This window comes from Streptomyces sp. NPDC045695 (assembly GCF_056432025.1).
The window spans coordinates 326,423-340,108 of record NZ_JBWKJU010000001.1 but is presented as its reverse complement, the minus strand read 5'-3'; the positions used below and the strand labels follow the sequence as shown (position 1 = coordinate 340,108).

General features: G+C 72.6%; 14 protein-coding genes. 8 read left to right on the top strand and 6 right to left on the bottom strand.

Going from position 1 to position 13,686, the window contains the following annotated elements:
- Positions 1–8: 8 nt before the first annotated feature.
- Together AC07DU_RS01560 and AC07DU_RS01555 are read right to left on the bottom strand one after the other, a co-directional pair.
- Positions 9–770 (bottom strand): SDR family oxidoreductase, encoded by a 762-nt coding sequence (locus AC07DU_RS01560; protein ID WP_360899417.1) that lies wholly within the window; start codon positions 768–770, stop codon positions 9–11.
- A gap of 26 nt (positions 771–796) precedes the next feature.
- Positions 797–2,203 carry a DUF6421 family protein gene (locus tag AC07DU_RS01555; RefSeq protein WP_360899420.1) on the bottom strand — a complete coding sequence of 469 codons (1,407 nt, stop codon included), beginning with the start codon at positions 2,201–2,203 and terminating at the stop codon, positions 797–799.
- 512 nt (positions 2,204–2,715) lie between these two features.
- On the opposite strand from AC07DU_RS01555, the gene AC07DU_RS01550 reads away from it, so the two are divergent.
- Complete coding sequence (locus AC07DU_RS01550; protein WP_479109004.1) at positions 2,716–3,408, top strand: glycerophosphodiester phosphodiesterase; 693 nt, start codon at positions 2,716–2,718, stop codon at positions 3,406–3,408.
- Positions 3,409–3,421: 13 nt separating this feature from the next.
- On the opposite strand, the gene AC07DU_RS01545 is transcribed toward AC07DU_RS01550, so the two are convergent.
- Complete coding sequence (locus AC07DU_RS01545; RefSeq protein WP_479034794.1) at positions 3,422–3,961, bottom strand: GNAT family N-acetyltransferase; 540 nt, start codon at positions 3,959–3,961, stop codon at positions 3,422–3,424.
- Between the two features lie 130 nt (positions 3,962–4,091).
- Here AC07DU_RS01545 and AC07DU_RS01540 point away from each other — a divergent pair, with 130 nt between their 5' ends.
- The 4 genes from AC07DU_RS01540 (at position 4,092) to AC07DU_RS01525 (ending at position 7,110) form a co-directional block, all read left to right on the top strand.
- On the top strand, positions 4,092–4,649 hold the full coding sequence (locus tag AC07DU_RS01540; RefSeq protein WP_360899429.1) for a DUF5134 domain-containing protein: 558 nt from the start codon (positions 4,092–4,094) through the stop codon (positions 4,647–4,649).
- Between the two features lie 81 nt (positions 4,650–4,730).
- Positions 4,731–5,669 carry a M56 family metallopeptidase gene (locus tag AC07DU_RS01535; RefSeq protein WP_360899432.1) on the top strand — a complete coding sequence of 313 codons (939 nt, stop codon included), beginning with the start codon at positions 4,731–4,733 and terminating at the stop codon, positions 5,667–5,669.
- 69 nt (positions 5,670–5,738) lie between these two features.
- Positions 5,739–6,380 (top strand): phosphatase PAP2 family protein, encoded by a 642-nt coding sequence (locus tag AC07DU_RS01530; protein ID WP_479109002.1) that lies wholly within the window; start codon positions 5,739–5,741, stop codon positions 6,378–6,380.
- A 100-nt stretch (positions 6,381–6,480) separates the two neighbouring features.
- A complete protein-coding gene (locus tag AC07DU_RS01525) occupies positions 6,481–7,110 on the top strand; it encodes a TetR/AcrR family transcriptional regulator (RefSeq protein ID WP_360899438.1) in 630 nt (209 codons plus the stop codon).
- 11 nt (positions 7,111–7,121) lie between these two features.
- Here AC07DU_RS01525 and AC07DU_RS01520 read toward each other — a convergent pair whose 3' ends face one another.
- Positions 7,122–8,609, bottom strand: coding sequence for an LVIVD repeat-containing protein (locus AC07DU_RS01520; protein WP_360899441.1), 1,488 nt, complete (start codon positions 8,607–8,609; stop codon positions 7,122–7,124).
- Between the two features lie 77 nt (positions 8,610–8,686).
- Here AC07DU_RS01520 and AC07DU_RS01515 point away from each other — a divergent pair, with 77 nt between their 5' ends.
- Both AC07DU_RS01515 and AC07DU_RS01510 read left to right on the top strand, forming a co-directional pair.
- A complete protein-coding gene (locus AC07DU_RS01515; RefSeq protein ID WP_479108999.1) occupies positions 8,687–9,373 on the top strand; it encodes a DUF305 domain-containing protein in 687 nt (228 codons plus the stop codon).
- Between the two features lie 52 nt (positions 9,374–9,425).
- Complete coding sequence (locus tag AC07DU_RS01510) at positions 9,426–10,802, top strand: FAD-dependent oxidoreductase (protein ID WP_479108997.1); 1,377 nt, start codon at positions 9,426–9,428, stop codon at positions 10,800–10,802.
- Between the two features lie 41 nt (positions 10,803–10,843).
- Here the strand turns inward: AC07DU_RS01510 and AC07DU_RS01505 are convergent, their stop codons facing one another.
- Positions 10,844–11,188 carry an ArsR/SmtB family transcription factor gene (locus tag AC07DU_RS01505; RefSeq protein ID WP_360895629.1) on the bottom strand — a complete coding sequence of 115 codons (345 nt, stop codon included), beginning with the start codon at positions 11,186–11,188 and terminating at the stop codon, positions 10,844–10,846.
- Positions 11,189–11,264: 76 nt separating this feature from the next.
- Positions 11,265–12,374, bottom strand: coding sequence for an NADH:flavin oxidoreductase/NADH oxidase (locus AC07DU_RS01500; RefSeq protein WP_479108995.1), 1,110 nt, complete (start codon positions 12,372–12,374; stop codon positions 11,265–11,267).
- Positions 12,375–12,586: 212 nt separating this feature from the next.
- Between AC07DU_RS01500 and AC07DU_RS01495 the strand changes: the two genes are divergently transcribed.
- Positions 12,587–13,678, top strand: coding sequence for a WD40/YVTN/BNR-like repeat-containing protein (locus AC07DU_RS01495; protein ID WP_479034811.1), 1,092 nt, complete (start codon positions 12,587–12,589; stop codon positions 13,676–13,678).
- Positions 13,679–13,686: the final 8 nt, after the last annotated feature.

Genomic DNA, 13,686 nt, shown 5'->3' with positions numbered 1-13,686 from the left:
ATCGGTTCTCACGGTTGCGGAGTGAGCCACAGACGCTGTCCGTTCACATCGGTGGCGGGCCGCTCCCACACGCCGGCGATGGCCTCGGCCAGCTCCGTCACGTCGGTGAAGCCCGCGAACTTCGCATTGGGACGCTCCGCGCGCATCGCGTCGTGCACCAGTGCCTTGATGACCAGGATCGCAGCCGCCGCGCCGGGGCCTTCGTCGCCCCCCGCCTTGCGGAAGGAGTCCGCCATGGCCAGGGTCCAGGCCTCGGCTGCCGCCTTGCCCGCGTTGTACGCGGCGTTGTTGGCGACCGGCTTGTGCGCGCCGGACTGGCTGACGAGCACGAACCGGCCGCGTTCGCTGCGCAGCAGGCCGTCGTGGAAGGCGAGCGAGGTGTGCTGGACCGTGCGGATGAGAAGCTTCTCCAGGAAGTCCCAGTCCGCGAGGTCGACGTCGGTGAAGGTCTTGCTGCCGCGCCAGCCGCCGACGAGGTGCACCAGGCCGTCGATCCGGCCGTACTCCTTCTCGGTGGTCTCGGCCCAGGCCCGGGTGGCGCCCAGGTCGAGCAGGTCCACCGTGTCACCGGTGATCGTGGCGCCGCCGTGGGCGTAGCGTGCCGCGTCCACGGCCTCCGCGAGCCGCGCCGGGTCGGCGTCGGACGCGACGACCACCGCACCCGCCTCGGCGAGGCGGAGCAGGGTGGCGCGGCCGGCGGGCCCGCCGGCCCCGGCCACCGCCACCACCGCTCCGTTCAGCTTTCCGTTGCCGTTCCCGGAGCCGTTCATCTCTGCAGCCTCCTGTGGGCGAGTGCTCACGCGGCGACCCGCTCGGCCTGCTCTGCGTTCAGAGCGGTGATGCCCTTGGTCGAGGCGATGGTGCCCTTGAGCTTCTTGGCGAGCGCCTCAAAGAACATGCTGAGCGGAAACTCGTCCGGAAGCACGTCGTCGACGAGCTTGCGCGGCGGCTGCGTCATGTCGAGCGCGTCGGGGCCCTTGGCCCACTTTGACCCGGGGTGCGGGGCGAGGTACGTCGAGACCAGCTCGTAGGCCTTGAACCAGTGCACCAGCTTCGGGCGGTCGATGCCGGCCCGGTACAGGTCCTCGATCTCCGCGCACAGCTGGTTGGTGACCTGGGGGGCGCGCATCCAGTCGATCTTCAGCTTGTTGTCCGTCCAGCGCACGACGTCGTGCTTGTGGAGGTAGGCGAAGAGCAGCTGGCCGCCGAGACCGTCGTAGTTGCGGTTGCGGTCGCCGGAGACCGGGAAGCGGAACATCCGGTCGAAGAGGACGGCGTACTGCACGTCACGGCCGTGCTCGTTGCCCTCGGACTCCAGCTTCACGGCCTCCTTGAAGGCGGTGAGGTCGCAGCGCAGCTCCTCCAGGCCGTACATCCAGAACGGCTGGCGCTGCTTGATCATGAAGGGGTCGAAGGGCAGGTCGCCGTGGCTGTGGGTGCGGTCGTGGACCATGTCCCACAGCACGAAGGCCTTCTCGCAGCGCTCCTGGTCGGTGACCATGGCGGCGATGTCGGCCGGCAGGTCGACGCCGAGGATGTCGACGGCGGCCTGGGTGACCTTGCGGAAGCGTGCTGCCTCGCGGTCGCAGAAGATGCCGCCCCAGGTGAAGCGCTCGGGGGCCTCGCGCACGGCGATGGTCTCCGGGAAGAGCACGGCGGAGTGGGTGTCGTAGCCCGCGGTGAAGTCCTCGAAGGTGATGCCGAGGAAGAGCGGGTTGTCGTACCGGGTGCGCTCCAGCTCGGCGAGCCACTCGGGCCACACCATCTTGAGCGCGACGGCCTCCAGGTTGCGGTCCGGGTTGCCGTTCTGCGTGTACATCGGGAAGACGACGAGGTGCTGGAGCCCGTCGGCGCGCTCGGCGGCCGGCTGGAAGGCCAGCAGGGAGTCCAGGAAGTCCGGGACCCCGAAGCCGCCCGCGGCCCACTTGCGCAGGTCGCCCACCAGCGCCTCGTGGTACGCGGTCGCGTGCGGGAGCAACGGCGAGAGCGTCTCGACGGCACGGATCACGCGCCCGACGGCCGCTTCGGCCGTGTGCTGGGCGGGGGCGCCCTCGGCGTCGAAGTCGATGGAGCCGTCCTTGGCCTGCCACGGGCGGATCTCCTCCACGGCGGCCTTGAGCTCGGGCCACGCAGGGTGGTCCACCACCCGCGCCCCGGCGGTTATCGCGGCCCCGCCGATGCCCGGCACAAGAGTTTCCGTCATGTCACTTCCTCCACAGGAGAACCTCACGTCAAGGCAGCGTAAACGTGCGAGGCTGTTCCAGCCAAGTGGTAACGCGGGAAAATATCCTGCGTCACCCCCCGATTCACCGGAAGTCTTCCCGTTCGTCAGGGTGGAATCGGTGGCTCCGCCCAGTCGCGCCAAGGCTTCCCGGGCCTGGGGCACTACGGCGGGCGGCCCGGGGAAGCCGGGGAACGTCCCGGGACGACCGTCGAAAACCGCCGCGACCCAGGCTGCCCGCCGGGTCCAGGGGGGCGGGACCGCGCCCCGTCAATCCGCAGGGGACGCGCCCACGCGTGAGTGACGCGGGCAGCCGCGCACCCCGCCTCCAGGGGGCGCACAACCCCGGCGGGAAGCGGCCGGGGGCGCCCTTCCGGGCCGGTGCACGGGCGGTCCCTTCGCACCCTCGGCGCACTAGCATGCGTCCTCATCGCGCGGCCGGTCGGGACACCGCGACCGCGCGGGAAGCCGCCGTCGACGGAAGCGAGAGAACCTTGACTTTCCTCACCATCGGTCACCGCGGGGTCATGGGTGTCGAACCGGAGAACACCCTGCGGTCGTATCGCCAAGCGGAACGTTGCGGCATGGACGTCATCGCCCTCGACCTCCGCCTGAGCAAGGACGGCGCCCTCGTCGCCCTGCACGACCCCGAGGTGGACCGGACCACCGACGGCTCGGGGGCCGTCGCCGATCTGACGCTGGCCGAGCTGCGCGAGCTGGACGCCGGTCAGGGCGAGCACGTGCCGGTCTTCGAGGAGGTCCTGGAGACCGTCCGGGCGCCCCTGCACGTGTCCGTGCGGGACCTGGCCGCCGCCCGGGTGCTCGCGGAGCTGATCCTGCGCCGCGACCTCACCGCGCGGGTGGAGGTCGCCTCCTCCCGGGACGAGGTGCTCACCGAGACGGCCCGGCTGGTTCCGGGTGTGCGGACCACCCTGTACACGGCCTCGCCCGGCGACGACGCCGAGGGCGTCGTCGGCCGTGCGCTGGCCGCGGGCGCCGGGACGATCGCCCTGGACATCCGCCGGGTCACGCTGAAGACCGTGGAGTCGGCGCACGTGGCCGGACTGCGGGTGACCGGCTGGACGGTCAACACGCTGGAGCAGCTGCGGCTCGCCCGGGCGCTGGGCCTGGACGGCGCGGCCACGGACTTCCCGGAGATCCGCAGCACCGGCCGCTTCACCGCCTAGAGGAGGACGGCGCTCAGAGCGGCTTGACCAGCAGCTCGAAGGCCAGGTCGTCCCGGAGCGGCACGCCGAAGCGTTCGTCTCCGTAGGGGAAGGGGCTCAGTTCGCCGGTGCGCCGGTAGCCGCGGCGCACGTAGTAGGCGATGAGCTCCTCCCGTACGTTCACCACCGTCATGCGCATCTCCCCGGCGCCCCACGTCTCGCGGGCGCGGCGTTCGGCCTCGGCCAGGATCTCCTTGCCGAGGCCGGCGCCCTGCAGCCCGGGGCGGACGGCGAACATGCCGAAGTAGGCGTGGTCCCCCCGGTGTTCGAGCTGGCAGCAGGCGACGAGCGCACCTGCGCGCTCGACGACGAGCAGGACGGCGTCCGGGCTCGCGATGACCGCGCGGACCCCGTCCGGGTCCGTGCGCTGCCCGTCCAGGAAGTCCGCCTCCGTGGTCCAGCCGGCCCGGCTGGCGTCGCCGCGGTAGGCGGACTCGACGAGCTTCACCAGCTCCGGTACATCCGCCTCCACGGCACTGCGGAAGCTCAGGGCGGCGGGCTGGGCGGTCGGCATCGGGCGCTCCGTTCGGTGCGGTGGCATATGACATGCCTGGTGAGGCAGGGAGAGCGTAACCCGGACCGGCGTGAGGGCCCCCTGAGTGGGCATCTCTCCCCCTGACGCCGACGAACCGGGGGGTCTTGCCGTGCACGGTTCCACCCTGTCCCTCTCCGCCTCCCTCTCCTCCTGGCTGTTGGTGCTGCTGAGCGCGGTGAGCGGCGGGTACTGCCTGTGGCGGGTGCGCGGGCCGGGCGGCGGCGGGGAGGCCGTGATGGGCTTCGGCATGGCGCTGATGGCGGTGCCCCTCGGACGCGCGGACGAGTGGCGGGCGGCCGTTCTGGGGGCGGTCTTCTGCGGTGCGGCCCTGCACGCCGTGTGGCTGCTGCGGGGCGGCGGCCACCACGCGCACCACCTGGTGGGCTCGCTGACGATGGTGTACATGGCCTTGATGGCGGGGTCGGGACACGGGGAGGGTGCCGGCCACGGGGGCGGGCACGCGGAGGGCGCCGGACTGCCGCTGCTGACCGGGGCGCTCCTGCTCTACTACGCCGGGTACGTGGTGCTCGGCGGAGCCCGGCTGGTCACCGCGGGCGGCCCGGCCGCGCAGCCGGACCCGGACCGCCGCGGCGGCCCTCCTGAGGTGATCCGCGCCTGCCGACTGACCATGGCCATAGGGATGTTGGCGATGCTGCTCGCGATGTGACGGCTGCCCGGGACGTGTCCTGCGTCACCAAAGACCCGAGGTCATACCCGCAGGTAGCCCCGCGCTCATAGGCTGGCGGACATGATGGTCCCCGCCGCACTCCTGTTGCTCGGCGCCCTGACCGCGGTGCTCGCCCCCCGGCTGCTGGCCCGGGCCCGATGGCCCGAGCGCGAGCCGGTCGTCGCCCTGTGGGCGTGGCAGTGCGTGGTGGGTGCGGTGCTGCTGTGCTTCGGGCTGTCGATGCTGCTGAGCGCGGCGGCGGCCTGGCAGGCGGTGCGCGGCCGGCTCTTCGCCTCCGCCCCGCACGGGGTCGTCGACGCCTACGGCCTGGGTGCCTCGGGCGGCGCGTGGGCGACCGCCACCGCGCTCGCGCTGGCGGGCGGCGCCCTGTGGACCGGGGCGATGCTGGCCGCCGAGGTGCTGCGGGCACGGGCCCGGCGGCGCGCGCAGGGTACCGAGCTGCTGGTGCGGGCCCCGCTCCTGCCCGGGGAGGACCCCGCGGGCGTGCGGCTCGTCGTCCTGGAGGGGCCGCGTCCGGATGCCTGGTGGCTGCCGGGGGCCGCCCCTCAGCTGGTGGTGACCACGGCGGCGCTGGGCCGGCTGAAGGGGAGCCAGCTGGACGCCGTGCTGGCGCACGAGCAGGGACACGCGGCGGCCCGGCACGACTGGCTGCTGAACTGTTCGCGGGCCCTGGCCCGGGGGTTCCCGCAGGTGCCGGTCTTCGCGGCGTTCGAGGCGGAGATGCACCGGCTGGTGGAGATGGCCGCGGACGACGTGGCCTCGCGGCGGTACGGGCGGCTGACGATCGCGCTGGCGCTGGTCGGACTCAACGAGGACCGCGGGGTGTTCGGGCCCTCCGCGACCCCGCAGGCGCACGTCCAGGAGCGGGTGCGCAGGCTCTTGTCGGCCGCGCCCCGGCTGTCGGCGGGCCGCAGGGTCCGGCTGACCGCCCTGGCCACGCTGGTCCCGGCGATTCCGCTGCTGGTGGCCTTCGTACCCGGGCTGAGCGCCTTGGCGTAGGGCGCGCCGGGCCGGCGTCCGGGGCGTGCCCGGCGCCGCCGGCCGGCCCGCCGGTGCGAGGATCCGTCCATGCGGAACGATCACTTGCGGTGGGCGGGCATCGGCTGTGCGGTGCTCGGGACGGTTCTGACGGTGCTGGTGGTGGGGTGGCGCCCGCTCCTCTCCTACGACGAACAGGTCGCGCGGGACCTGCACGCCCACGCCGTCGCCCACCGCGGGGTCACCCACGCCATGCGGGTGCTCACGGACTGGGTGTGGGACCCGTGGACCATGCGGGCCCTGGCCGCCCTCGCCTGCGTGCTGTTGTGGCGGCGCGGCGACCGGGAGCGGGCCCTGCGGGTGGCGGTGGCCACGGTCGTCGCCACGGCGGTGCAGCAGGGGTTGAAGGCGCTGGTGGGACGTGAGCGTCCGGTGTGGTCGGACCCGGTGGACTCGGCGCACTACGCGGCCTACCCGTCCGGGCACGCCCTGACGGCGACGGTGGTGTGCGGGCTGCTCCTGTGGCTGCTCCCCCGCCCGGCCCCGGCGTGGGCGCCGGTGGCCTGGGCGGTGGCCGCGGTCTCGGTGCTCGGCGTCGGCTTCACCCGGATCTACCTCGGGGTGCACTGGCTGTCGGACGTGGTCGCGGGCTGGCTGCTGGGCGTGACCCTGGTGGCTCTCGCGACGTCCGGATCCGTCCGGCGACGGGGATCCTGCCCGGCGCGGCGGTAGGGGTGGGGGGCCTGCCCTGGGCGATCCCCCGTTTCACCCAGAGCAGGCGACCCCGTGCGCTGAGTATATTGGCTCTGAGCCAGTCAACGCAGGAGTAAGCATGTCCCCGCGCAGCGCATCGGTCAATGAAGAATTGCGCAGACGTTCCCGGGAGCGGCTGCTCCAGGCCACGGTCGAGCTCGTCGCCGAGCGCGGCTACGAGGCCACCACCCTCGGCGACATCGCCGACCGGGCGGGCGCCGCACGCGGTCTGGTCTCGTACTACTTCCCGGGCAAACGGCAGTTGCTCCAGTCGGCGGTTCACCGGCTGATGCACCTCACCCTGCACGCCGCGCTGGAGCGCGGACCGCGTAGCGACGACGGGCGCGAGCGGCTGGCGCGCGCCATCGACGCGGTCCTCGGGCTGGCCCGGGACGAGCCGCTGCTGATGAGGACGCACATGGCGGGCATCCTGACGGCCGAGGGCTTCGTGCAGTGCCCCGAGCAACAGCGGCTGGCGGAGCTGCTGCGGGACACGGTCGCGCGGTACGGCTCGGCGGACCCGGACACGGACTACCCGCTCCTGCGGGCGCTGCTGATGGGCGCGGTCGTGGCGATCCTGTTGCCGGGCGCGCCGATGCCGGCGGCGCGGCTGCGGGCCGAGCTGTTCCAGCGGTACGGGCTGGACTGGGAGCTGGGCGTTCCGCCGGACGGGGGACCGCCCGGCGGAACGTTTCCTTCACACCCTTGATCCGCAGGGCGTCAGTGGTACTCGGGCTGGCTCTGCACGTTGAGCCGCTCCAGCCACACCCACTTGGCGCTGTCGGTGCGCCAGTCGTCGAGCCTCAGCACGTCGAGGCCCTTGGCGATGTCGTTCGAGTAGATGTGCCCGTTGTAGTAGTACGCCGACCAGGACCCGCCGAGGCCCAGCTTGTCCGTCGTCAGCGGTCCGCGCTCGAAGTACGCGATCTCCTTGGGCCGGGCGGAGTCGGTGAAGTCCCACACCGAGACGCCGCCCTGGTACCAGGCCTGCACCATGAGGTCGCGGCCGCCGCCGACCGGGATCAGCGAGCCGTTGTGGGCCACGCAGTTCTCGGTGTCGGCCTGGTGGCGCGGGATCTTGAAGTAACTGCGGAAGACGAGTTTGCGCTGGTCCCCGCTGCCGGTGATGTCGTAGACCCCGTCGGCGCCCCGGTTGGGGCCGGTGGCCTCGTTGCAGGTGGCGCCGCCACCACCGCCCAGTTCGTCGGTGAACACCACCTTGTCCGCGCGCTCGTTGAAGGTGGCCGAGTGCCAGAACGCGAAGTTCACGTTGTCCTGCACCCGGTCGATGACCCGCGGCTGCTCGGGCTTGCTGATGTCGAAGAGGATGCCGTCGCCCATGCAGGCGCCGGCGGCCAGGTTCTTCGAGGGCAGCACGGTGATGTCGTGGCAGCCGGTGGTCTTGGAGACGCCCGGGTTGGTGGGCCCGCCCGGGTTGCCGCCGTCGGGGAAGAGGATCGGGAAGGCGACGACCGCGGCCTGCGTCGGGGCCTTCTTCGGGACCTTGACCACCGAGATGCCGTCGTGCGGCGGCTTGCAGTCGGGGAAGGCCTCGTTCGGGGAGTAGGAGGCGACGTAGAGGTAGATGTCCCGGCCGCCCGGCACCAGCGTGTGGGTGTGGGAACCGCAGGCGGTCTCGACGGACTTGATGTACTTGGGGTTCTTCTTGTCCTTGATGTCGAAGATCTTGATGCCCTCCCACGAGGACTTCTCCGTGGCGGGCTGCGAGACGCTGTTGCAGGAGTCGTCGCTGCGCGAGGAGTCGGTGGAGAGGAAGAGCAGGTCACCGTGGACGGAGATGTCGTTCTGACCGCCCGGGCAGAGCACCTGGGTGACGGTCTTGGGCGCCTTCGGATCGGCGATGTCGTAGATCGTGAAACCGTTGTAGTTGCCCGCGTAGGCGTACCTGCCCTGGAAGGCCAGGTCGGAATTGATCACCGTGGGGTCGGCGCTGGGAATGTTGGCCAGCGGCTTGATGTTGGCGCTGTGCACGATCTCGTCCTGGCCGGGGATGTCGCCCGGGGCGAGCTCCCTGCCCCCGACGAGGCCCGCGCCGCTCTGCTGGTTGCCGAGGCCGGGCGATAACTCGCCCGGGTCGGGGGTGGCGGCCGCCGGTCCGGCAGCCAGGAGCGTGGTGAGGAGCCCGGCCGCCGCGACGACCACTCCCACCCTCCCGTTTCGCACTCTCCTGGTGTGTAGCGAGGTCACTGTGCCCTCCCGTGAAAGCCCGATCGGTTCCGTTCGCGAGGGAACGGAACCAGGACCCCGGCAGTATCTTCCCTTTCATGGACATGGCAAAAGCCCCCCGGAGCCGCGAGGCGTTACGAACGCGGCTCGGCCGATTCACCGGAGCGGTCGCGGCCGCAGGCCTCCTGATGGCCCTCGCGGGCTGCCAGGCAGACGACGAGGGAGCCCGGGCCGACGACGGCCGGGCCGTGGTCATCGCCCCCGGCAAGCCGGGCGAGAAGGCCCGCACCCTCACCCCGGAACAGGCCCTGAAGGAAAAGCCCGACGACACTGCGAACGCCGCCGACCACGCCTACGTACGGGGCATGATCGAGCATCACCGGCAGGCGCTGACGATGAGCGCGCTGGCGCCCGAGCGGGCCGCGGCGGACGGCGTCAAACGACTGGCGGAACGGATCACGGCCGCCCAGCAGCCCGAGATCGGGGCGATGGAGAAGTGGGCGGCCCTGCATCCGGCGCCGTCGGCGGGCTCCGGCGGGCACGACCACGATCACGGCGCGATGCCCGGCATGGCGAGCGAGCAGCAGCTCAAGGAGCTGGCCGAAGCCAAGGGCGCCGACTTCGACCGGCTCTTCCTGAAGCTGATGACCGCGCACCACGAGGGGGCCCTGAAGATGGCGGGCGAGGCGCTGGCCGGCGGCAACAACGTGGCGGTCGAGGAGATGGCCACCGAGGTGGTGGCCACGCAGAGCACCGAGATCCACCGGATGCGCGCGATGGGCTGACGTCGCAGGGGCCGGGTGTCATGCTGGGACCACCTGCGGGAGGAGCTCCACCGTGCTTCGTATCGCCGTGGTCGGATCGGGCCCCAGCGGGGTCTACGCGGCCCAGACGCTGGTGCAGCAACGCGAGGTGCCCGGGGTGCGGGTCGACGTACTGGACCGGCTGCCCGCTCCGTACGGGCTCGTGCGGTACGGGGTCGCCCCCGACCACGAGAAGATCAAGTCGCTGCAGGGCAGCCTGCGCACCGTCCTGGAGGACGAGCGGATCCGTTTCCTCGGGAACGTCGAGGTCGGCGGGGAGGCTCTGCCCACGCAGCGGCTCCTGGAGCTGTACCACGCGGTGGTGTACTGCGTGGGCGCGGCGCGGGACCGGCTGCTGGGGATCCCCGGCGAGGAGCTGGCCGGAGTGCACTCCGCGACGGCCTTCGTGTCCTGGTACAGCGGGCACCCGGACGCGGTCGGCGAGGACTTCGACCTGCACGGGGTGGATGCGGCGGTGGTCGTCGGGGCGGGCAACGTCGCGGTGGACGTGACGCGGATCCTGGCCCGGGGCACGGCGGAACTTACCCCGACGGACATGCCGCAGCCCGCGCTCGGCGCGCTCGCGGACAGCGCGGTGCGCAGGGTGGCCATGGTCGCCCGACGCGGGCCCTCCCAGGGCAAGTTCACCACCAAGGAGCTACGGGAACTGGGCACGCTGCCGGGGGTGGACGCCCTGGCCGACCCCGCCGAGCTCGCGCTCGACCCCGTCTACGACGACCCGGAGGCGGCCGCCGCCCTGCCGGCGGTGGCGCGGCGGAACCTCGACGTACTGCGCGACTGGGCGCAGCGCGGGCCGGGCGACGCCGGGCGGCGCATCGACCTGCGGTTCTACCTGCGCCCGGCGGAGATCCTCGGCGGACCCGACGGCCGGGTGACCGGCATGCGCTTCGAGCGCACCGCGCCGGACGGCCACGGCGGGGTCACCGGGACGGGCGTGTACGAGGACATCGAGGCGCAGTTGGTGCTGCGCTCGGTGGGGTACAAGGGCGTCCCGCTGGCCGGGCTCCCCTTCGACCCCGCCAAGGGCACGGTCCCGCACGCCGCAGGCCGGGTGCTGCGCGCGGGCCGGGCCTCGCTCGGCGAGTACGTGGCGGGCTGGATCAAGCGCGGCCCGACCGGGGTGATCGGCACGAACCGCCCCTGCGCCAAGGAGACCGCGTCCTCGCTGCTCCAGGACGCGGGGGCGCTGGCCCGCCGCGAGCTGCCGGGGGACCCCCTGGACGCCCTGCGCGCGGCGGGCCTGCGTCCCGTGGAGTGGCCGGGCTGGCTGGCGATCGAAGCGGCCGAGGCCGACCTGGGACGTTCCCTGGGCCGCCGCTCGGTGAAGATCCCGGACTGGCAGGGACTGCTGGGCGCTGCGGCTACGGGGGCGGGCGCGGGGGCGGGCTGAAGCGATACCCCGTACGAGGCCGCAGGCCCTGTCGACACCCCCTAGGCGAGGCGCGCTTCCTCCGCGGCCGCCGCCGTGAGGACGCTGTCGAGGAGGCCGGGGAAGAGCGCCTCCAGGTCCTCCCGGCGCAGGGCGTTGAGCTTCGTGGTGCCGCGGTAGGCCTGCCGGACGACCCCGCTCTCCCGCAGGACGCGGAAGTGGTGGGTGGTCGTGGACTTGGTGACCGGCAGGTCGAAGTACGAGCAGGCCAGGTCCGAGCCCGAGGCCGCGAGGTCGCGCACGATGGAGAGCCGGACCGGGTCGGAGAGCGCGTGGAGCACGCCCTCCAGGCGGATCTCGGCCGGCTCCGGGTGTGCGCAGGTGCGGGTCGCGTCCCGTTCCGTCATGTCCCTGCTCCACTCACTCGGCTGCCCGTGCCATCGTACGAGAGTCACCGTAGGACCCGCGTCACCCCGGGCGGTCTCACCAGGAGCGGTGGTACTGCTCCGGCGTACGGATCTCCGCGCCCAGCTCGGCCGCCGCGCGGCGGGCCCAGTACGGGTCGCGGAGCAGTTCGCGGCCCAGCAGCACCGCGTCGGCCTCCCCGTTGGCGAGGATCTTCTCGGCCTGTTCCGGTTCGGTGATCAGGCCGACGGCGGCCACGGGGAGCGTGGTCTCGGCCTTGACGCGGGCGGCGAAGGGCACCTGGTACCCGGGGCCGACCGGGATCTTGACCCCGGGGGCGAGGCCGCCGGTGGAGACGTCGAGGAGGTCGACTCCGTGCTCCTGGAGCAGCCCGGCCAGCCGGACGGTCTCGTCGGCGGTCCAGCCGTCCTCCTCCAGCCAGTCGGTGGCGGAGATGCGGAAGAACAGCGGGAGCTCCTCGGGCCACACCGCCCGTACGGCGTCCACGACTTCGAGGGGGAACCGGGTCCGGTTCTCGAAGGAGCCGCCGTACGCGTCGGTGCGCTTGTTGCTGTGCGGGGAGAGGAACTCCCCGATGAGGTAGCCGTGGGCGCCGTGGATCTCGACGACTTCGTAGCCCGCGGCGAGCGCGCGCTCGGCGGCGGCCGCGAACTGGCGGGCGATCCCGGCGATCTCCTCGACCGTCAGCTCGTGCGGCACCTGGTGCCCCTCGGCGAACGGCACGGCGCTCGGGGCGAGCGGCTGCCAGCCGTGCCCCTCGGGTCCGACCGGGGCGCCGCCCTTCCAGGTGCGCTCGGTGGAGGCCTTGCGGCCGGCGTGGGCGATCTGGATGCCCGGAACGGTGCCCTGGGCCTTGAGGAAGGAGGTGATCCGGCGCAGCGCCTCGACCTGCGTGTCGTTCCAGATGCCGAGGTCGTAGGGGGAGATCCGGCCCTCCGGGGAGACCGCGGTGGCCTCCTGGATGATCAGGCCGGTGCCGCCGACGGCGCGGGCCGCGTAGTGGGCGAAGTGCCAGTCGCCCGCCACGCCCGCGTTCGGGCCGAAGGCCTCGGCGCTGTACTGGCACATCGCGGCCATCCACACGCGGTTGGGAAGGGTGACCGAGCGCAGGGTGTACGGCGTGAACAGGGCGGTGGGGGCGGCAGGGGCGGCGGAGGCGGCGTTCATCAGGGGTCTCCAGAGGTCAACCGGGTGCGCCGGGGATCGGCGGCTAAGTACGAGAACCACCGTACTACGAAATCTCTCGTACTACGAGACCTGCCGTACAAAGCTGGGTCGTGTTTCACGCGCGACGTCTGTCAGTGGGTGGGTGCAGACTGACCGGAAAGCGCTCCGCAGGGATCGCCCCGCATGGACAACGACGTCCGGAGGTGCCGGCCATGGCCGACGTACTGCTGCTCGTGGGAACCCGCAAAGGACTCTTCATCGGCCGCCGCCAGGGCGGCGGGCCGTGGGAGTTCGACGGACCCCGTTTCAACGCCCAGGCCGTCTACGCGGTCGCCGTCGACCGGCGGGGCCCGTCGCCCCGGCTGCTCGTCGGCGGGGACAGCACGCACTGGGGGCCGTCGGTCTTCAGCTCCGACGACCTCGGGGCGACCTGGCGCGAACCAGCCGCGCCCGCCGTGAAGTTCCCCCAGGACACCGGAGCCTCCCTGGAGCGGGTCTGGCAGCTGCAACCGGCCGGCCCCGAGGCCCCGGACGTGGTGTACGCGGGGACGGAACCGGCCGCGCTGTTCCGCTCCACGGACCGGGGCGAGTCCTTCGAGCTGGTGCGCCCGCTCTGGGAGCACCCGAGCCGCGGCAAGTGGCAGCCGGGCGGCGGTGGCGAGGGCCTGCACACGGTGATCACCGATCCCCGCGACCCCGACGCCGTGACCGTGGCCGTGTCCACCGCCGGGGTGTTTCGCACCACCGACGGCGGCGCCAGCTGGACACCCTCCAACAGCGGGGTGTCGGCGGTGTTCCTGCCCGATCCGAACCCCGAGTTCGGCCAGTGCGTGCACAAGATCGCCCAGGACGCCGGGGACACGGACCGGCTCTACCTGCAGAACCACTGGGGCGTCTACCGCAGCGACGACGCCGGGGCCCGGTGGACCGACATCGGCGGCGGGCTGCCCTCCGACTTCGGTTTCGCGGTGGCCGCCCACCCGCACCGGCCGGACACCGCCTACGTGTTCCCGCTCAACGCCGACTCCGACCGGGTGCCGGCCGAGCACCGCTGCCGGGTGTTCCGCACCCAGGACGCGGGCGCCACCTGGGAACCGCTGACGCGCGGGCTGCCGGCCGGGAACCACTACGGCACGGTGCTGCGCGACGCGCTGTGCACGGACGACGCGGACCCGGCGGGCATCTACTTCGGCAACCGCAACGGCGAGCTGTACGTCAGCCACGACGACGGCGACAGCTGGCAGCTGCTGGCCGAGCACCTGCCGGACGTGCTGTGCGTACGGGCGGCGACGATCGGCCAGTAGAGTGATCC

What these genes read in the sequence shown, in the direction of transcription:
- AC07DU_RS01560 (WP_360899417.1), bottom strand. Translation starts at nt 770, where the DNA reads ATGAACGGCTCCGGGAACGGCAACGGAAAGCTGAACGGAGCGGTGGTG.
- AC07DU_RS01555 (WP_360899420.1), bottom strand. Translation starts at nt 2,203, where the DNA reads ATGACGGAAACTCTTGTGCCGGGCATCGGCGGGGCCGCGATAACCGCC.
- AC07DU_RS01545 (WP_479034794.1), bottom strand. Translation starts at nt 3,961, where the DNA reads ATGCCGACCGCCCAGCCCGCCGCCCTGAGCTTCCGCAGTGCCGTGGAG.
- AC07DU_RS01535 (WP_360899432.1), top strand. Translation starts at nt 4,731, where the DNA reads ATGATGGTCCCCGCCGCACTCCTGTTGCTCGGCGCCCTGACCGCGGTG.
- AC07DU_RS01530 (WP_479109002.1), top strand. Translation starts at nt 5,739, where the DNA reads ATGCGGAACGATCACTTGCGGTGGGCGGGCATCGGCTGTGCGGTGCTC.
- AC07DU_RS01525 (WP_360899438.1), top strand. Translation starts at nt 6,481, where the DNA reads ATGTCCCCGCGCAGCGCATCGGTCAATGAAGAATTGCGCAGACGTTCC.
- AC07DU_RS01515 (WP_479108999.1), top strand. Translation starts at nt 8,687, where the DNA reads ATGGACATGGCAAAAGCCCCCCGGAGCCGCGAGGCGTTACGAACGCGG.
- AC07DU_RS01505 (WP_360895629.1), bottom strand. Translation starts at nt 11,188, where the DNA reads ATGACGGAACGGGACGCGACCCGCACCTGCGCACACCCGGAGCCGGCC.
- AC07DU_RS01500 (WP_479108995.1), bottom strand. Translation starts at nt 12,374, where the DNA reads ATGAACGCCGCCTCCGCCGCCCCTGCCGCCCCCACCGCCCTGTTCACG.
- AC07DU_RS01495 (WP_479034811.1), top strand. Translation starts at nt 12,587, where the DNA reads ATGGCCGACGTACTGCTGCTCGTGGGAACCCGCAAAGGACTCTTCATC.